The sequence below is a fragment of the Nocardia arthritidis genome, from assembly GCF_011801145.1.
In the GTDB taxonomy this organism is placed as follows: Bacteria; Actinomycetota; Actinomycetes; order Mycobacteriales; family Mycobacteriaceae; genus Nocardia; species Nocardia arthritidis_A.
Genome location: NZ_CP046172.1, coordinates 9,044,068 through 9,062,132 on the forward strand (window position 1 = coordinate 9,044,068; position 18,065 = coordinate 9,062,132).

20 protein-coding genes are annotated in these 18,065 nt (G+C 65.7%); 6 read left to right on the forward strand and 14 right to left on the reverse strand.

The window, feature by feature from the left end:
• Entirely contained in the window at positions 1 to 108 is a 108-nt protein-coding gene (gene mftA, locus F5544_RS40940; RefSeq protein WP_167478109.1) for a mycofactocin precursor MftA, read from the reverse strand.
• A gap of 335 nt (positions 109 to 443) precedes the next feature.
• Between mftA and mftR2 the strand changes: the two genes are divergently transcribed.
• Entirely contained in the window at positions 444 to 1,082 is a 639-nt protein-coding gene (gene mftR2 / locus F5544_RS40945) for a mycofactocin system transcriptional regulator MftR2 (protein WP_167478110.1), read from the forward strand.
• 68 nt (positions 1,083 to 1,150) lie between these two features.
• Complete coding sequence (locus F5544_RS40950; RefSeq protein WP_167478111.1) at positions 1,151 to 2,209, forward strand: ferredoxin--NADP reductase; 1,059 nt, start codon at positions 1,151 to 1,153, stop codon at positions 2,207 to 2,209.
• Here F5544_RS40950 and F5544_RS40955 read toward each other — a convergent pair.
• The 3 genes from F5544_RS40955 to F5544_RS40965 are packed head-to-tail and all read right to left on the reverse strand — an operon-like array spanning position 2,206 to position 4,963.
• Entirely contained in the window at positions 2,206 to 2,946 is a 741-nt protein-coding gene (locus tag F5544_RS40955; RefSeq protein WP_167478112.1) for a DNA alkylation repair protein, read from the reverse strand. The genes F5544_RS40950 and F5544_RS40955 overlap by 4 nt on opposite strands.
• Positions 2,943 to 3,704 (reverse strand): glutamate racemase, encoded by a 762-nt coding sequence (locus F5544_RS40960; RefSeq protein WP_167478113.1) that lies wholly within the window; start codon positions 3,702 to 3,704, stop codon positions 2,943 to 2,945. The genes F5544_RS40955 and F5544_RS40960 overlap by 4 nt, the downstream gene beginning before the upstream one ends.
• 47 nt (positions 3,705 to 3,751) lie before the next feature.
• Positions 3,752 to 4,963 (reverse strand): NAD(P)/FAD-dependent oxidoreductase, encoded by a 1,212-nt coding sequence (locus tag F5544_RS40965; RefSeq protein ID WP_238846926.1) that lies wholly within the window; start codon positions 4,961 to 4,963, stop codon positions 3,752 to 3,754.
• A gap of 196 nt (positions 4,964 to 5,159) precedes the next feature.
• On the opposite strand from F5544_RS40965, the gene F5544_RS40970 reads away from it, so the two are divergent.
• The 3 genes from F5544_RS40970 (at position 5,160) to F5544_RS40980 (ending at position 7,140) form a co-directional block, all read left to right on the forward strand.
• Positions 5,160 to 5,519 (forward strand): SPW repeat domain-containing protein, encoded by a 360-nt coding sequence (locus F5544_RS40970; RefSeq protein WP_167478114.1) that lies wholly within the window; start codon positions 5,160 to 5,162, stop codon positions 5,517 to 5,519.
• A 5-nt stretch (positions 5,520 to 5,524) separates the two neighbouring features.
• The gene (locus tag F5544_RS40975; protein WP_167478115.1) at positions 5,525 to 6,166 is read left to right on the forward strand and encodes a TetR/AcrR family transcriptional regulator; all 642 of its coding nucleotides are present in this window, start codon (positions 5,525 to 5,527) and stop codon (positions 6,164 to 6,166) included.
• A gap of 98 nt (positions 6,167 to 6,264) precedes the next feature.
• Positions 6,265 to 7,140 (forward strand): hypothetical protein, encoded by an 876-nt coding sequence (locus F5544_RS40980; RefSeq protein ID WP_167478116.1) that lies wholly within the window; start codon positions 6,265 to 6,267, stop codon positions 7,138 to 7,140.
• Here the strand turns inward: F5544_RS40980 and F5544_RS40985 are convergent.
• Complete coding sequence (locus tag F5544_RS40985; protein WP_167478117.1) at positions 7,137 to 7,952, reverse strand: alpha/beta fold hydrolase; 816 nt, start codon at positions 7,950 to 7,952, stop codon at positions 7,137 to 7,139. The two genes, F5544_RS40980 and F5544_RS40985, sit on opposite strands and share 4 nt — an antisense overlap.
• Before the next feature lie 145 nt (positions 7,953 to 8,097).
• On the opposite strand from F5544_RS40985, the gene F5544_RS40990 reads away from it, so the two are divergent.
• Complete coding sequence (locus tag F5544_RS40990) at positions 8,098 to 8,700, forward strand: DUF4232 domain-containing protein (RefSeq protein WP_167478118.1); 603 nt, start codon at positions 8,098 to 8,100, stop codon at positions 8,698 to 8,700.
• A gap of 71 nt (positions 8,701 to 8,771) precedes the next feature.
• Here F5544_RS40990 and fusA (F5544_RS40995) read toward each other — a convergent pair whose 3' ends face one another.
• The 9 genes from fusA (F5544_RS40995) to rpsG all read right to left on the reverse strand — a co-directional run bounded on the left by fusA (F5544_RS40995) (position 8,772) and on the right by rpsG (position 18,064).
• Positions 8,772 to 10,868 (reverse strand): elongation factor G, encoded by a 2,097-nt coding sequence (gene fusA, locus F5544_RS40995; protein WP_167478119.1) that lies wholly within the window; start codon positions 10,866 to 10,868, stop codon positions 8,772 to 8,774.
• Positions 10,869 to 11,126: 258 nt separating this feature from the next.
• Positions 11,127 to 12,317, reverse strand: a complete 1,191-nt coding sequence (gene tuf / locus F5544_RS41000) for an elongation factor Tu (protein ID WP_167478120.1) — start codon at positions 12,315 to 12,317, stop codon at positions 11,127 to 11,129.
• A 105-nt stretch (positions 12,318 to 12,422) separates the two neighbouring features.
• On the reverse strand, positions 12,423 to 12,809 hold the full coding sequence (locus tag F5544_RS41005) for a hypothetical protein (protein ID WP_167478121.1): 387 nt from the start codon (positions 12,807 to 12,809) through the stop codon (positions 12,423 to 12,425).
• Positions 12,806 to 13,288, reverse strand: a complete 483-nt coding sequence (locus F5544_RS41010) for a hypothetical protein (protein ID WP_167478122.1) — start codon at positions 13,286 to 13,288, stop codon at positions 12,806 to 12,808. The genes F5544_RS41005 and F5544_RS41010 overlap by 4 nt, the downstream gene beginning before the upstream one ends.
• Positions 13,289 to 13,386: 98 nt before the next feature.
• Entirely contained in the window at positions 13,387 to 13,722 is a 336-nt protein-coding gene (locus tag F5544_RS41015; RefSeq protein ID WP_167478123.1) for a DUF5615 family PIN-like protein, read from the reverse strand.
• Positions 13,719 to 13,937, reverse strand: a complete 219-nt coding sequence (locus tag F5544_RS41020; RefSeq protein WP_167478124.1) for a DUF433 domain-containing protein — start codon at positions 13,935 to 13,937, stop codon at positions 13,719 to 13,721. The genes F5544_RS41015 and F5544_RS41020 overlap by 4 nt, the downstream gene beginning before the upstream one ends.
• A 96-nt stretch (positions 13,938 to 14,033) precedes the next feature.
• Positions 14,034 to 15,224, reverse strand: a complete 1,191-nt coding sequence (gene tuf / locus F5544_RS41025; protein ID WP_167478125.1) for an elongation factor Tu — start codon at positions 15,222 to 15,224, stop codon at positions 14,034 to 14,036.
• Positions 15,225 to 15,340: 116 nt separating this feature from the next.
• Positions 15,341 to 17,443, reverse strand: a complete 2,103-nt coding sequence (fusA, locus tag F5544_RS41030; protein WP_167478126.1) for an elongation factor G — start codon at positions 17,441 to 17,443, stop codon at positions 15,341 to 15,343.
• A 150-nt stretch (positions 17,444 to 17,593) separates the two neighbouring features.
• Positions 17,594 to 18,064, reverse strand: coding sequence for a 30S ribosomal protein S7 (rpsG, locus tag F5544_RS41035; protein WP_167478127.1), 471 nt, complete (start codon positions 18,062 to 18,064; stop codon positions 17,594 to 17,596).
• Position 18,065: the final 1 nt, after the last annotated feature.

An 18,065-nucleotide genomic window follows, 5' to 3' on the forward strand; every position in this document is an offset into this window, starting at 1 on the left:
TCAGTAGACGCCGCACATGCCGTCGATGGACACCTCTTCGATCAGCGTCTCCTCGATCAGGTCGGCGTCATCGACCTCGCCGGCGGCGGGGAATGCGTACTGCGACATGGCAACCTCCGAGTCAGGCGTTCGCGACTACCCGATGTAGTCCCGATCACACGATAACGTCATCGACTGACGAAATGGAACGGGTTCTACCCGAATTCCCGGCCGCGACGCGCCGCCGACAACGCGCCGGACCGGCCGGTCGCCCGTCGCGGTGGTATGCGCACCGCCCCGGCGCACCCGGTAGGCGCTCTAGACTTCCGGATGTAAAGCAGCTGAACAGAACGTGACGGGTGATCAGCACCCGCGTGGTAGAGGTGGCATGGGAATCGGACGGATGCGGGCGAGTGGGGGCGGCAACGCCCAGCGGTACGAGGGTCGGACCCGGAGGCGGAAGCTTGCGTAACCACGGCGGGACCGGGGGTACCGCGAATCAAACACTGTCGGAATCCGAGATCGTCGAGGCGGCGCTGCGGGTGGTCCGCGAGGACGGCGTGGAGAAATTGTCGATGCGGCGACTCTCCCGCGAACTGGGCGTCTCACCGATGGCGCCCTACTACTACGTCGCCGACAAACGCGAGTTGCTCGACCTCGTCGCCAGTGCCGCGCTCACCGGAGTGCGCACGCCACCACCGGAATCCGGGCCGTGGCAGCAGCGCCTGCGCGACCTCGTCGACCAGATCGATGAGAAGTTGCGCAAACATCCCGGCCTCGGCGATGTGCTGATCGAGCAGATGCTCGGCAAACAGCTGGATTTGATCGCGGCGGTGATGGAGATACTCTTCGACGCGGGCTTCAACGACCGCAATGTGCTCGCCGCGTACGCGACGATCCACACCTACCTGTTCGGCCGCAGCCGGGTGAACCCGCGCGACCGTTCGGCGCCCGCCGATGTCACCCTCCCCGACTCGGTGGCACGCGCCACCAAATACATTGCGGACCTGCGCGGAAAGTATTCGTACGACTTCGGCATGGACGTACTCGTCGCGGGCCTGGAGGCCCAGCTTGTCCGTCAGCCGAAGGCAGACGTACGATAAAACTGAAACACGTTCTAGTTTTGCTTCGAGGGGCGCACCCGGCGGGGCGCCCTATTCGAGAGGACGATATGACGACAGCATCGGAGCTTCCGCACGGCTCGCGCTCGGCCGTACTGCGGGTGGCCGCGGTCATCGCCGAAACACCCGACACCTGTTCGCTGGTCTTCGACGTGCCCGACGAGTTGTCCGCCAAATTCGCCTACCAGCCCGGCCAATTCCTCACCCTGCGCATCCCGAGCGAGCTGACCGGCTCGGTGGCGCGCTGCTATTCGCTGGCCAGCTCCCCGTTCACCGATGACCGGCCCAAGGTCACCGTCAAGCGCACCGTCGACGGCTACGGCTCGAACTGGTTGTGCGACAACGTGAAAGCCGGCGATCAGCTCGAAGTGCTGCCGCCCTCAGGGGTTTTCACGCCCAAGGACCTGGACGCCGATCTGCTGCTGTTCGGCGCGGGCAGTGGAATCACACCGGTGATGTCCATCCTCAAATCCGCGCTGGCCCGGGGCAACGGCCGAATCGTGCTGGTATACGCCAACCGCGACGCCGAATCGGTCATCTTCGCCACCGAACTGCGCGAGCTGGCCGACAAGAATCCGCAGCGGCTCACCGTAATTCACTGGCTGGAGCCGCTGCAGGGCCTGCCGACCGCCGACGGACTCGCCACCCTGGTGACGCCGTACACGGATTTCGAGGCGTTCATGTGCGGGCCCAAACCGTTCATGGACCGCGTGCACGACGCACTGTCCCGGCTCGGCGTCCCGCGGGCGCGCACCCACGCCGAAATCTTCAATTCCCTTGCCGGAGACCCGTTCACCGACGCCGAGCCGGTCGAGGTCAGCGAGCAGGACGCGGCCGAGGCTGCCACCGTCGAGGTGGAACTCGACGGCGAGGTGCACGAGCTGAAGTGGCCGCGCAAGCAGACGCTGGTCGACATCATGCTGGCCAAGGGCATCGACGTGCCCTACTCCTGCCAGGAGGGCGAGTGCGGCTCCTGCGCGTGCACGGTGCTGGAGGGCAAGGTCGAGATGGACAACTCCGAAATCCTGGACCCGGAGGATATCGAGAACGGCTACATCCTCGGCTGCCAGGCACATCCGGTGACCGACCGCCTGCGCATCCAGTTCTAGCGCGAACGGTAGTCGGCGCGCGTTTCGGCATCCAAATGCTCTGTGGCATAACTCAATGCGGTGCGGCCCAGCTTCGCGGCATTGACGTCGAGGAAGCCGGTGAGCAGGGTTCGATCGATCCGCTTACCCACCTCGCGCAGCATCCAGCCCAGCGCCTTCTGGATCAGGTCGCGGCGATCGTCGAGCAGTAACTCACTCAGCGCGAAGGTGGTCGACGCATCGCCCGCTTTGATGAACGCGAAGGTGGACAGCAGCGCGACCCGCCGCTCCCACAGCGAATCCGCTTGGGCCAGTTCGAAAAGCAGATCGCGAGGCCGGTCCAGCAGCCACGGCCCGATGATGTTCTCGGCCGAAACGTCCACCAGATCCCAGTTGTTCACCCGGCCGCGACGCACGGCGGCCAGATACCGGTCGACGATTCTGCGCTGCTCGACCTCGTCGGGTACGCCGCGCGACGCCCGCGCGAACCGGCCGTTGAGCAGCACCAGCCCGGCCAGCCGCTCCTCGTGCACCGGGCTGTCCAGCAGTAGGTCGATCTCGTCGAGCGGAAGTGCCGCAAAGCGTTTCGCGATCGAACGAGTCACCGGGACCCGCACGCCGATGAAGACATCGCCCGCACCGTATTCGCCGGGCCCGGTCTTGAAAAAGCGCTGTAGCGCAATGGCATCGGCCGGATCGGCGACCTCGGCCAGCGCCGCCCGCACCTGCTGCGCCGTCGGAGCGCCGGGTCGGGTCACGCCTGTGCGCCGAGAATCCGTCCGGGCTCGAAAGCGGCAGCGCTGCTTGGCAATTCGCCGGGGCGGCCGCTGTTGAAGACGAGCACCCCGCCGTTGCCGGTGGTCGGGCGGCCGAGTGCGTCCATGCGCCGAATCGTCTGCGCCGCAACGGCTTGCGCACTGTCGAAGAGCCGGACCGCATCGGGCAGCGCACCGACGATCGCGTCGAGCATCAGCGGATAGTGGGTGCAGCCCAGCACCACACCGTCCACGTCGGCGGGTGTCTGCTCGGCGGCGAGCCGGATCGCGTCCCGCGCGGCGGCCAGATCGCCCGCGTCGATCGCCTCGGCCAGGCCAGGGCAGGCGACGCCGACCACCTTCGCCTCACCGGCGAATCTGGCGATCAGATCGGCCTGGTACCGGCTCGCGGTGGTGGCCACCGTCGCCCACACGGCCACCGAGGCGCACACCGCCGCGGCCGGTTTGATCGCGGGCACCGTGCCGATCACCGGGATGTCCGGGCCGACCTCGGCGCGCACCTGCTCGAGCGCGGTGACGCTGGCGGTATTGCATGGCAGCACGATGACCTCGGCGCCCAATTCGATCGAACGATGCGCGGTGCCGACCACCCGATCGATCGTCCACTGCTCCGGTTTCGGTCCCCACGGCATACCGTCGGGATCCAGTTGCAGCAGCAGATCCACATCGGGACGCAACTTGCGCAACCATGCCGCCGTCGGCAGCATGCCGAGACCCGAATCGATGAGCGCGACGATCACACGACCACCGTATTACAGTGCGGCGATCGATCCCACACGGATCTGCGTCACTGGCTCGGCGCGAGCATCTCGTCGATCGCCGTACCGGCAGCGACGTTGGCCCGCGCCTTCATCACCTGCGGTGTCATACCCGCCCCGACCACACCGGTCAGATGTCCGTGCTGGGCGTAGTAGGCCAGGAAGCGTTTGCCGTCGTCGGCGACGATATGCACGTCATCGGATGCCGACGGCGTACCGAGCGCTTGGATCTTCACGTCGTACTGGTCGCTCCAGAAATACGGCACCCGCGCCGCGGTCGGCGGTTCGGTGCCGAGCAGCGCGCAGGCCAGCAGCCTGGCCTGTTCGCCCGCGTTGGTCCAATGCTCGACCCGTTTGCGAATTCCGGTGTCGTGCAACCACGCCGCGACATCGCCGACCGCCCACACCCCGTCGGCCGAGGTGCGGCCGACCTCATCGGCGAGCACGCCGCCGCCGTCCGCCGGATCGGCGAGCGCGATACCGGAACCGGCCAGCCATTCGGTCATCGGACGCGAACCGATACCGATCACCACCAGGTTCGTCTGCACCTCGGCGCCGTCGGACAGCCGCGCGGCACGAACCCGTTCCGCACTGTCGGCGACAAAGGTGTCCAGCCCGATCCCGCAGCGCAGATCGACACCCGCGGCCACATGCAGGCGCGCCACCAGCGCGCCGACCTCGGTGCCGAGCACGCCCGCCAGCGGTACGGGTTGCGGTTCCACCAGTACGACATCGAGTCCGCTCGCCCGGAAACTCGCCGCGAGCTCGCAGCCGATGAATCCGGCGCCGACCACGAGCGCCCTACTGACACCGGCCAATTCGGCACGCAGCGCACTCGCGTCGGCGTGCCCGCGCAGCACGTGCACGCCGCCGAGATCCGGCAGCCCGGGTAACCGGCGCGGGCGCAGGCCGGTCGCGATGATCAGCTGGTCGTAGGCCAGCGACCCGCCGTCGGCCAGTTCGACCCGGCGCGCCTCGGTATCCACGCCGACCGCCGCGGCGTCCAGGCGCAGCTCGATCCGCTTCTCGGCGAAAAACGCCGCGGGCCGCAGCGTGGTGTCATCGGTTTCGCCGCGCACGAATTGCTTGGACAGCGGCGGCCGGTCGTACGGCAGCCGCGCCTCGTCACCTACCAAAACGAGCCGGCCCGCGTATCCGGCCCGCCGCAACTCCTCCGCGGTACGAAGTCCGGCGAGCCCGGCGCCGACGATCACGATCGGGGCTTTTTCGGAAGGCGACACGAACTCACCCTAACGTCTGCTTGGTTGAACCCGACAGTGGCGGCGGTCACATGCCAGCGATCATGACATGCCGCGCCACTGCCCGTCGCCACCCCCGTGAATTTGACGCATCAATCGTATCCATCCGGATATTGATCGGGCGGTCAATCAGGTTTATACCGGAAACAGGACATAATCCGAGCCCAAGGAGGCACATATGTTCACCGATAGCCGCGCACAGCACTTCCTGGTAACCGTGCTTGGCGTGATCACCGCACTGTCCCCGATCTGGGTGACGCACAGCGACAAGACCATGTGGTCGCTGATCGTGCTCGGCGTGCTCATCGCGCTCACCGGTCTGGTGCAGATGTACCGGTCCGTCGGGGCGCTCGGCGATTACGCGCTCGGAGTCTTCGGCGTGCTGCTGTTCATCTCGCCGTGGGTAATGGACTTCGCGAGCGACCACAAGGGCGCATCCTGGACGGCATGGGTAGTCGGAGTGGTGACGGTGGTGGCCGCGCTGGCGGCGCTGCCGATGGTGTCGGGTCGCCTGGACAAGATGGTGCCGCATCACTGATGCAGATGCCGATACCCAGAAGGCCCGGGAAATCGGGTCGAGCGGGGCGCCGCCGTTCCGCGAAGGTGGACGGCGACGCCCGTCAGCTCATCCTGGACGCGGCCGAGAAACTCTTCGCCGCACAGGGTTTCGACGCCACCGCGACCGCGGCCATCGCGGCCGCCGCCGAGGTGCCGAAGGGCCTCGTCTTCTATTATTTTCCGACCAAGGATTCGATCCTGTCCGCGCTGATGGCCGAGCGGGTGCCCGCCGCGCCGATCGATGACATCGGCACCGTTGTAGCACCGGGCGATCCGGCCACCAGCCTGGTGAACCTGGACGCCGCGCTCAACCTGCGCGATCACCACTCCTCGGTGCTGCGGGTGATCATGTGGCGCGAGGCCGACACCCATCCGGACGTGCGGCGTCAACTGCGCAAGCTGCGCGATCAACTGCTCGACGTCACGGCGCGGGTGCTACAGGCCAGCGCGCCGGATCCGGTGCGCCCCGGCACCATTCGAGCCTGCGCGGCCGCCTGGGTTTCCGCGATGTTCGCGATCGCGAGCACCGATCGCTTGCACGCGCTCGACGGAGTTCCGATGCCGACGGCGGAGGAGATCTTGAACGTCGCGCAGGTGGTCGCCGCGGGGATGACGCACCTCGGCTGAGCTGGTCTTTCGACCAAAAGTTATCAACACCCCTGGAGTTGTCCCCAATCGGTGATCGGGTGGTTGTCGCGGTGCCTGCGGCGGCCGAGGATCGCGATATGGATGCACCGCAACTGATCTCGCGCAACCCGGCGCGGCCGCCGGGCTCGCGATATCCACGTCCGGATGCGGCGTCCGCCGACCGCACCCCTGCCGGTCGGCATCTGCTGCGTGTGCGGGCGATCGCCGAACTCATGCCCGCCGGCGCGGCCACAAGCCACGCTTCGGCGGCAGTACTGCACCGGTTGCCCGTCCGGGCGCCCCGGTTCGATCGCGTCCATCTCACCCGCAAGACCAGCAACGGAGGATGTATGGGCGGCCAGATCGTCATGCACTCGGCCGAATTCGCGCCGGATGAGGTCACGATCGTCAACGGCATCCGGGTCACCACCCCGCCGCGCACGGTCATCGATATCGCCAGATGGGAGGGATTCGAGCAGGCCGTCATCGTCGGCGATGCGGCACTGCACCGCGGCCTGACCACCGCCGATGAACTCCGCGAGCATCTGCGCCGGGCCGAACACCGGCCCGGCTATCGCAAAGCGGCGCAAGTGATTTCGTTCCTGGACGGCCGCAGCGAATGCGTGGGCGAATCGCGCAGCCGGGTCGCGATGCACCGCGCGGGCCTGCCCGCACCAGAGCTGCAGGCCTTCGTCCTCACCGAGGCGGGCGAGCCGGTCGGCCCGGTCGACTTCCTCTTCGACGACCTCGGCGTCATCGGCGAATTCGATCGAAAAGACCATAGCCACAACGGTTTACCGCAGTCGGCGGCCGCCGGCCATGTCACCGATGCCGAACTGCGCGCCATGGGCTGGTCGGTGGTCCGCTGGACCTGGGATGACCTGGACGATCCCGACGAACTGCCGCAGTTGCTGCGCACGGCCGCCACCACCGGGCCGCGCCGCGGTTCGTGGCGGGCGACACCGCGTACCTAATGGGTCAGGAATTCGATGACATCGGAGGTGAAACGCGCATGCTTGAGCACACCCGTATGCGTCGCGTCGGGATAGATGGTCAAGCGCGAGTCGGGAATTCCATCCGCCGTGCGACGGAAATTCTCCGTCGAATAGTAGGCGTCGCGCTCCCCGCCGATCACCAGGGTCGGCGCGGCGATCTTGCCGAGCCGATCGCCGATGTCGAAATCGTCCTCGGCCCGAGCGAAGGCCAGCGTATCGGCCGGATTCAGCGGCCGCACAAGCGGATCGAGCAGCCACATGGCGGCGGTGGCGACCCGGCTCAGCGCGGGCGAGGAGAACAGCGCGTCGGACAGCAGGTGCAGCGCGCGGCGGCCCTCATAGGCCGCCCGCGCGTACCGCATCTGCGAGGCGCGGGCCGCCTCCTCCAACCGGTAGCCGGACGACACCACCACCAGCTTGCGCACCTCGGCCGGATAGTCCGCGGCCAACTGCAGACCCACCGAACCCCCCGAGGACATGCCGATCACATCGACCGGGCCGCCGAATTCGGCGGCCAGCGCCTCGGCGTGCTGCCCGGCGATATCGCGCATGGTGGTGCCCTCGGGCATCCGCGGCGCGCGATTCACCGCGTACACCCGGAAATGCCGGGCCAGCGGCGCCAGCATCCTGATCTCCGCCTCACGCATCCAGCCGCGCGGGTTGGCGTGATCGGGGGTGAACCAGCGCAGGAAAACCAGCGGCCGCCCCGCACCGAGCGCCAGATACGGCAACCCGTGCTTCAACGCGCCGGTACTGACCCCAAGCTCGGCGGCGAGGGGAGACTTGCCCATGGTTCCTCCGAATTCTCCGATGGGTACTGCGCAGCTCACGACCCGGCCCGGGACCGGTTGCTACACGTTAATCGGCGCCATCCGCGGTCGGTAAAGGGCCACCGACTCCCCGCCGGGTATCGCCGATTTGCTCTACCCTGGCGTCATGCGCCCCGCAGCTGTCGCGATCCTCGCGGCTGTCCTACCGCTGGCGGCATGTGGCTCATCGACCACCTCCCCATCGAGTGCGCCGCCGACCACACCCACCGCGACGAACCTGCCCGCCACCGGTGGGCCATCGGTGACCATCACCAATCCCACCCCGGTGACCCCGACCCCATCCGATGTACCCGCCTGTGCGACAGACGATCTCACGGTGACGGCCGGTCGCGGATCGGGAGCGGCCGGACATATCTACACGCAGCTGGTCTTCACGAATTCGGGCAAGGCCGCCTGCACGCTCTTCGGCTATCCGGGCGTCTCGCTGGCCACCGGATCGCCGCCCGCGACGATCGGCCCCGGTGCGGAACGGGATACCAACAGCGGCAGCCCGCAATTGGTCACCCTCGCCCCCGGCGCCGCCGCCGAGACCACCGTCCGCTACGCCCAGGCGGGCAACTTCGACTGCACGCGCACCCCCGCCCAGTTCCTGTTGATCTACCCGCCCAACCAAACCGCGTCCACCACAGTGCCTTTCAACGCGGACGCCTGCACGAACCCGCCGATCGCCCTACTCCAGGTCGGCTTCGTGAAGCCGAGCGGCCAGTAGCCGTTCGACGGCCGCCGAGCCGGAACCCGGTCGGTACCAAACCCTTTCGGCTCGATACCGACCGGGCGGATTCAGCTCGCCTTGCCGATGATCGTCCGCTGCACCTCGGCCGGAACCGCGGCGTACGAGTCGAACACCATTGTGTAGCTCGCCCGGCCCTGCGTCCTGGACCGCAGATCACCGATATAGCCGAACATCTCGGCCAGCGGGACCAGCGCCTCGACGACGCGAGCGCCCGCGCGTTCGGCCATGGCATGGATCTGGCCGCGGCGGGCACTCAGATCACCCATCACCTCGCCGAGGTAGCGCTCCGGCGTCACCACCTCGACCCGCATGATCGGTTCCAGCAGTACGGGATTCGCCTTCGTCATCGCATCACGGACGGCATGCGCCGCCGCGGTCCGGAACGCGAGATCGGACGAATCCTTCACGTGCGCGGCGCCATCGAGCAGCACCACCCGAAGATTAACCACCGGATAGCCTGCCAGCACGCCGCTCTGCATGGCGTCCTGTGCGCCCGCGTCGACCGCGGGGAGGTACTCCCGCGGCACCCGTCCGCCGGACACCCGGCTCTCGAACTCGTAGATCGCGCCATCGTCGCCGACGAACGGTTCCACCGCGAGCACCACCTTGGCGAACTGACCCGAACCGCCGTGCTGCTTGCGCAGGGTGAATTCGAGCCGTCGCACCGGACGGGTGATGGTCTCGCGGTAGGCCACCCGCGGCTTACCGACATTGGCGGCGACATCGAATTCGCGACGCAGCCGATCCACCATGATCTCGAGCATGAGCTCGCCCATACCGCCGATCACGGTCTGGCCGGTCTCCGGATCCTGCCGCACCGAGAACGTCGGATCCTCCTCGGCCAGCAGCCGGATCGCGGTACCCAGCTTGTCCTGATCGGAGCGGGTCCTCGGCTCGATCGCGACCTCGATCACCGGTTCGGGGAAGGTCATGGCCTCCAGCACGATCTGATGCTGCGGATCGCACAGGGTGTCACCGGTCGTGGTGTCCTTCAGGCCGATCGCGGCACAGATATGCCCGGCCCGCGCCTCCTCGATCGGGTACTCCTTGTTCGAGTGCATCTGAAACAGCTTGCCCAGCCGCTCCTTTCGCCCCTTGGTCGAGTTGAGAACCGCCGAACCCGATGCCGCGCACCCGGAGTACACCCGCAAATAGGTGAGCTTGCCGAAGAACGGATGCACCGCGACCTTGAAGGCCAGCGCCGCGAACGGTTCCGCCGCACTCGCCGCGCGATGCACCACGGTCTGCTCCTGCCCCGGCAGGTGGCCGTAGGCGCCGCCGCCGTCCAAAGGCGAAGGCAGATAGTCGATTATCGCGTCGAGCAGGGGCTGAACACCCTTGTTCTTGAACGCCGAACCGCACAGCACCGGATAGCCCGCCGACGCGACGGTCACCCGGCGCACCGCGGCCTTCAACTCCGCGACCGACGGGGCCACACCGGCGACGAATGTCTCCAGCAGCGCCTCATCCGATGTCGCGACGAGTTCGACCAGCGCCTCGCGATACCGTTCGGCTTGCGCACGCAACCCGTCCGGAATCGGCGCCATCCGATAGCGGATGCCATGGCCGGTGTCGCCATCCCAGATCTTCGCCGTCATCTCGATCAGGTCGACAATGCCGGTGAAGCTGTCCTCGACGCCGATCGGCAGTTGCAGCACAAGCGGTTTCGCGCCCAACCGCTCCTCGATCGACCGCACCGTGCCAAAGAAATCCGCGCCGAGCTTGTCCATCTTGTTCACGAAACAGATGCGCGGCACGTCGTACCGGTCCGCCTGCCGCCACACCTGCTCCGACTGCGGCTCCACCCCCTCCTTGCCGTCGAATACCGCGACCGCACCGTCGAGCACCCGCAGCGACCGCTCCACCTCCACGGTGAAGTCGACATGCCCGGGTGTGTCGATGATGTTGATCTGGTGGTTGTTCCAGAAACAGGTGGTCGCGGCCGAGGCGATGGTGATGCCGTGCTCCTGCTCCTGCGGCATCCGATCCATCACGGCGGTGCCGTCGTGCACCTCACCGATCTTGTAGGTGACACCGGTATAGAACAGGATCCGCTCGGTGGTTGTCGTCTTACCGGCATCGATATGCGCCATGATCCCGATATCGCGTACCAGGTTCAGGTCGGCCAGCATTGCGCGCGTCATGAGAAATCCACTCCAGCAACGAGTTCCGTCGATTACGACACTCGCCGAGCTGTTGCGTCCCGCCGACGGCACGAGCATCATGCGCGGCGCGAGCGGCGCCGCCGATGCCCTATCGGTGAGACCGCTTCTTACCGCGCTCGCGGATGTGCTGGAAACATGCCCCCATGTCTACCGACTACCAACCGACTTGTCGACCGAAAATCGGAATACGCGAAAGATCAAACGGCGCCGGGCATTTCGCCGCGACGCCGTTCGGCCTCATTTCAGAATCTTGGTGACCCGTCCGGCGCCGACGGTGCGCCCGCCCTCACGAATCGCGAAACGCAAACCCTCCTCCATCGCGATCGGCTGGATCAGCTGGACGGTCATCTGGGTATTGTCGCCGGGCATCACCATCTCGGTGTCCTTCGGCAGCGTCACCACACCGGTCACATCGGTCGTCCGGAAGTAGAACTGCGGCCGGTAGTTATTGAAGAACGGGGTATGTCTGCCGCCCTCATCCTTGGACAGGATGTACACCTGACCCTCGAATTCGGTGTGCGGCGTAATGGATCCCGGCTTCACCACCACCTGGCCACGCTCCACATCCTCCCGTCGGATACCGCGCAGCAGCAGGCCGACGGCATCGCCCGCCTGACCCTGATCCAGCAGCTTGTGGAACATCTCGATCCCGGTGACATGGGTCTTCATCCGCTTTTCCCGCATGCCGACGATCTCCACCTCCTCGTTCACCTTGATCACCCCGCGCTCGACGCGGCCGGTGACCACGGTGCCGCGGCCGGTGATGGTGACGACGTCCTCGATCGGCATCAGGAAGGGTTTATCCGTCTCGCGCTCCGGCTCCGGAATCGATTCGTCGACGGCGTCGAGCAGTTGCTCGATCGACCGGATCCAGTCCGGATCCCCTTCCAGCGCTTTGAGTCCCGAGACCCGCACCACGGGAGCGTCCTCGTCGAACTCCTGCGCGGCCAACAGCTCCCGCACCTCCAGTTCGACCAGTTCCAGGATCTCCTCGTCATCCACCATGTCGGCCTTGTTCAACGCGACCAGGATGTAGGGCACGCCGACCTGGCGGGCGAGCAACACATGTTCCCGGGTCTGCGGCATCGGGCCGTCGGTGGCCGCCACCACCAGAATCGCGCCGTCCATCTGTGCGGCACCGGTGATCATATTCTTCACGTAATCGGCATGCCCCGGCGCATCGACGTGCGCGTAATGTCTACGGGCCGTTTGATATTCGACATGCGCGATATTGATCGTGATGCCTCGTGCCTTTTCCTCCGGCGCCTTATCGATCGCGTCGAACGGGGACATCGCATTGAGATTCGGATACTTCTCCGCCAGAACCTTGGTGATTGCCGCGGTCAGCGTCGTCTTGCCGTGGTCAACATGACCGATGGTGCCGATGTTGACGTGAGGCTTCGTCCGATCGAACTTCGCCTTCGCCACAGTGCAGCCCCTCCCTGGACTCGCCGGAATATCTGTAGCGAGGGCCCCAGCGGATTCGGGCACCCAACGGAACCCTCACAGCGACCATAACCCCCAAACCCCCGCCTACCCCCACTTTTCAAACTCCCCACCCGGATCGCTAATCGGTAATTTTGGATGACCCGTTCCGGCATGAACAATCCACACTGTCCGCTGCACATCGTCGATCAAGTACCAGATGCGGCCGCCACCGGTCACCTCGTATTGCCACTGTTCGAGGGTGTTGCCCTTCCAAATCATGGAGGCCAGCTGTCCCTTGAGCCGGTGCTGGCGATCCGGATTCGTCGTCGCCCTCGGCGACGCGCGGATAGCGTCGTAGGCGCGATGCAGATTGCCCGGCGCCTGCTTGGCCAGATGCTCCCATCCGGCGCAGGAATCCGTTGTAGCCAAACGTATTTCGAATTCATCTCCAATCGCGGGCGGAGCGGCCCGATCCCCTCGCTTCGGACTCATCGATCCACGTCCCCCGATTCCGGAATAGGGGCGGGTCCGAAATCTCCCTCAGGTTCACGGCTGAGCAACTCCCGAAGCGCCGGGTCGGCATAGACCTCGGCACTGTGCCGCCACTGCGCCAGCAGGGTAGCGACCGGAGCCAGATTCTCCAGTGCAGCTGCACCCTGTGTCACCGCAACCAATTCGGTAAGGAACAGTTCGAAATCACCCGCCGGAAGAAAAGTCACCCATGGAACCGCATCGGGCAGCGCCTCGCGCACTCCATCCATGCCGAATCGCCGCACGATACTGGCGAGCAGCCGCGCCGTGAAATCGACGACGACACCCTCCGCATCAAGTTGCTCCACCCGCATCAGCGCCAGATCACCGGCATCCCGCCGACGCAGCCGCAGCGCCCGAACGCGATCCAGCAGTCCAGCGGTAACAGCAGGCCGGTGCAGCAGATCGCTGAACGGAACAACATCGTAGGCAAAGCTCATAACATCCACACTACCTTGGATGTCCGCCCACTCGATACCCCTCCCAAAACGCGAAACGGCGCCGCCCCTTTCGGAGCGACGCCGTTCGGCTCAGTGATTCAGCGAATCTCGACTATCGTTTCGCCAGCCTGCAGCATCTCCACTACCGTCGGCAGCACCGGTAGAAATGCATCCAACAGTGCCCGCCGAGTGCAATTGCCGATCCTTATCCACACGACGGCGGGACCAGGTTCACCGGATCGGCCCTTCCCGATAAGGATGAAATCCTCGTCCTTGGTGACGATGACGGCGTCGCGCCGCAGAGCCTCTTGCCACACTTGGTGGTCCGGTGCCGACGTCAGATCGATGTCACAGACATGCACAGCATCATGCCCATGGTCTGCGAGAGCTCGCGCCAGTGCCGGTGGCAATTGCGCGTCGACGAGGAATCTCAAGAGGCCGTCCGCAGGATCGGATGATCGATCTCAGCAGCGGCGAACTCCAGGCAGGCGCGGATATCCTCGCGCTCGAGGTACGGGTAATCGGCGAGGATCGAATCCTCGGTCTCTCCTGCGGCCAGGAGTTCGAGCACGTCTTTTACCCGGATCCGCATACCGCGGATACAGGGGCGACCTCCGCATTGGTTCGGGTCGAACGTAATCCTGGACACCTGGCAAGCATACCGGTCGCGGTGCGCCGGTCCCCGAAACGCGAAACGGCGCCGCTCCTTTCGGAGCGACGCCGTTCAGCTCAGCGATTCAGCGAATCACTTGATGATCTTCGTGACGCGACCGGCGCCGACGGTGCGGCCACCCTCACGGATCGCGAAGCGCAGGCCCTCTTCCATGGCGACCGGCTGGATGAGCTTGACGCTCATCTCGGTGTTGTCGCCCGGCATGACCATCTCGGTGCCCTCGGGGAGGGTAACGACACCGGTCACGTCGGTGGTGCGGAAGTAGAACTGCGGGCGGTAGTTGTTGAAGAACGGGGTGTGGCGGCCGCCCTCGTCCTTCGACAGGATGTACGCCTGGCCCTCGAACTCGGTGTGCGGGGTGTTGGTGCCCGGCTTGATGACGACCTGGCCGCGCTCCACGTCCTCGCGCTTGATACCACGAACCAGCAGACCGACGTTGTCGCCCGCCTGGCCCTGGTCGAGCAGCTTGCGGAACATCTCGATACCGGTGACCGTGGTCTTGGTCGCGGTCGGGCGGATGCCGACGATCTCGACTTCCTCGTTCACGTTGATCACGCCGCGCTCGACACGACCGGTGACGACGGTGCCACGACCGGTGATCGTGAACACGTCCTCCACCGGCATCAGGAACGGCTTGTCGGTCTCACGCACCGGGTCCGGGATGGACTCGTCGACGGCGTTCATGAGCTCGAGCACCGACTCGGTCCACTTCGGGTCGCCCTCGAGCGCCTTCAGACCGGAGACGCGGACGACCGGAGCCTCCTCGTCGAACTCCTGGGCGGCCAGCAGCTCGCGGACCTCCATCTCGACGAGCTCGAGGATTTCCTCGTCGTCGACCATGTCGGCCTTGTTCAGCGCGACCAGGATGTAGGGCACGCCGACCTGGCGGGCCAGCAGCACATGCTCGCGGGTCTGCGGCATCGGGCCGTCGGTCGCCGCGACCACGAGGATGGCGCCGTCCATCTGCGCCGCACCGGTGATCATGTTCTTGATGTAGTCGGCGTGACCCGGAGCATCGACGTGCGCGTAGTGGCGCTTCTCGGTCTGGTACTCGACGTGGGAGATGTTGATCGTGATACCACGAGCCTTCTCTTCCGGCGCCTTGTCGATCTGGTCGAACGCGAAGGCCGCGTTCAGGTCCGGGTACTTGTCAGCCAGCACCTTGGTGATCGCTGCGGTCAGCGTGGTCTTGCCGTGGTCGACGTGACCGATGGTGCCGATGTTGACGTGCGGCTTCGTCCGCTCGAACTTCGCCTTCGCCACTTGTTGTCCTCCTGGACTTGTTGGTGCGTGCAGTTGCAGCAGTGCGATTTTTACTTACGGGGGGTCGTGCAGACTCCCGGCTATTGAGGCAAGTGTGACATCTTGCCTCAATTGAATTACTCGCCGGTCGCCTTGGCGATGATCTCCTTCGACACGTTGGCCGGAACCTCCGCGTACGAGTCGAACACCATGGAGAAGTTCGCCCGGCCCTGGGTCTTCGACCGCAGGTCACCGATGTAACCGAACATCTCCGAGAGCGGAACCAGCGCCTTGACGACACGGGCACCACTGCGTTCCTCCATGGCCTGGATCTGACCACGGCGGGAGTTCAGGTCGCCGATCACTTCGCCCATGTAGTCCTCGGGCGTGGTGACCTCGACGGCCATGAGCGGCTCGAGGATCACCGGACCGGCCTTGCGGGCCGCTTCCTTGAGGGCCTGCGCACCCGCGATCTTGAACGCCATTTCCGAGGAGTCGACCTCGTGGTAGGCGCCGTCGAGCAGGGCGGCCTTCAGGTTGACCAGCGGGTAACCGGCGAGGACACCGTACTGCATGGCGTCCTGGATGCCCGCGTCGACCGAGGGGATGTACTCCCTCGGCACGCGACCGCCGGTGACCTTGTTCTCGAACTCGTAGGTCGCGCCGTCCTCGCCCTTGAACGGTTCCAGGGCGATGATGACGCGCGCGAACTGGCCCGAGCCACCCGTCTGCTTCTTGTGGGTGTACTCGTGCTTCTCGACCGCCTTGGTGATGGTCTCGCGGTACGCGACCTGCGGCTTGCCGATGTTGGCCTCGACCTTGAACTCGCGCTTCATCCGGTCGACGTAGATGTCGAGCTGGAGCTCGCCCATGCCACCGATGACGGTCTGGCCGGTCTCCTGATCCAGCTTCACGTTGAAGGTGGGGTCCTCCTCCGCGAACTTCTGGATGGCGGTGCCCAGCTTCTCCTGGTCGGCCTTGGTCTTCGGCTCGATCGCGACCTCGATGACCGGGTCCGGGAAGGTCATGGACTCCAGCACGATCTGGTTGTTCGGATCGCACAGGGTGTCACCGGTGGTGGTGTCCTTCAGGCCGATGACCGCGTAGATGTGGCCGGCCTGCGCCTCGGTGACCGGGTTCTCCTTGTTGGAGTGCATCTGGAACAGCTTGCCCAGCCGCTCCTTACGCCCCTTGGTGGAGTTGATGACCTGGGCGCCGGAGTCGACCTTGCCCGAGTACACGCGAACGTAGGTCAGCTTGCCGAAGAACGGGTGCGTCGCGACCTTGAACGCGAGCGCCGCGAAGGGCTCGGAAATGCTCGCGTCGCGGTGGATGATCTCGTCTTCCTTGCCCGGCACGTGGCCGTCGGCGCCGCCGTCGTCCAGCGGGGTCGGCAGGTAGTCGATCACGGCGTCGAGCATGGGCTGCACGCCCTTGTTCTTGAACGCCGAACCGCACAGCACCGGGTAGAGCTCGGAGTTGACGGTCATCTTGCGGATGGCGCCCTTGATCTCCTCGATCGAGAGCTCCTCGCCGCCGAAGAACTTCTCCAGCAGCGCCTCATCCGATTCGGCGACGGTCTCCAGCAGTTCCTGGCGGTACTGCTCGGCCCGCTCCTTCAGATCGGCCGGGATCTCGACGACCTCGTACTGCTCGCCGAGCTTGGTCTCGCCCCGCCAGACCTTGGCATTCATCTCGACCAGGTCGACGATGCCCTCGAAGGTGTCCTCCGCGCCGATCGGCAGCTGGATGACCAGCGGCTTGGCGCCGAGGCGATCCTTGATGGTCTGCACGGTGAAGTAGAAGTCGGCACCCAGCTTGTCCATCTTGTTGACGAAGCAGATGCGCGGGACGTCGTACTTGTCGGCCTGCCGCCAGACCTGCTCGGACTGCGGCTCGACACCTTCCTTGCCGTCGAAGACGGCGACGGCACCATCGAGCACGCGCAGCGAACGCTCCACCTCGACGGTGAAGTCGACGTGCCCGGGGGTGTCGATGATGTTGATCTGGTTGTCATTCCAGTAGCAGGTGGTCGCGGCCGACGTGATCGTGATACCGCGTTCCTGCTCCTGCGCCATCCAGTCCATGGTGGCCGCGCCGTCATGGACCTCACCGATCTTGTAGGTGATGCCGGTGTAGAAGAGGATGCGTTCGGTTGTCGTGGTCTTACCGGCATCGATGTGGGCCATGATGCCGATGTTGCGGACCTTGTTCAGGTCGGTGAGCACGTCCTGTGCCACGGAAATCTTCCCGTCTCGTAGCTAGTTGGGATCTTCGGGTACGAGACCCGGTGTCCGGGTCATCACTATGTCAACGCCGGAAGTGGCACCGCAGTGCCACACCGACTGACTGCCTGCCGGCGCCGACGTGAGTGACGGGCCGGACGGCAATCACCAGCGGTAGTGCGCGAAGGCCCGGTTCGACTCGGCCATCTTGTGGGTGTCCTCGCGACGCTTCACCGAAGCGCCGAGGCCGTTGCTGGCGTCCAGCAGTTCGTTCGCCAGACGCTCGACCATGGTCTTTTCCCGACGGGCGCGGGCGAAGTTGACCAGCCAGCGCAGCGCCAGGGTGTTGGCGCGGCCCGGCCGAACCTCGACCGGAACCTGGTAGGTGGCGCCACCGACGCGGCGGGGCTTCACCTCGAGGGAGGGCTTGACGTTGTCCAGCGCACGCTTGAGCGTCACGACCGGATCGGTGCCGGTCTTCTCGCGCGCCTGCTCCATCGCGCCGTAGACGATGCGCTCAGCGGTCGACTTCTTGCCGTCGAGCAGGATCTTGTTGACCAGCTGGGTGACCAGCGGCGACCCGTAGACCGGGTCGTTGATCAACGGACGTTTGGGTGCGGGGCCCTTGCGCGGCATA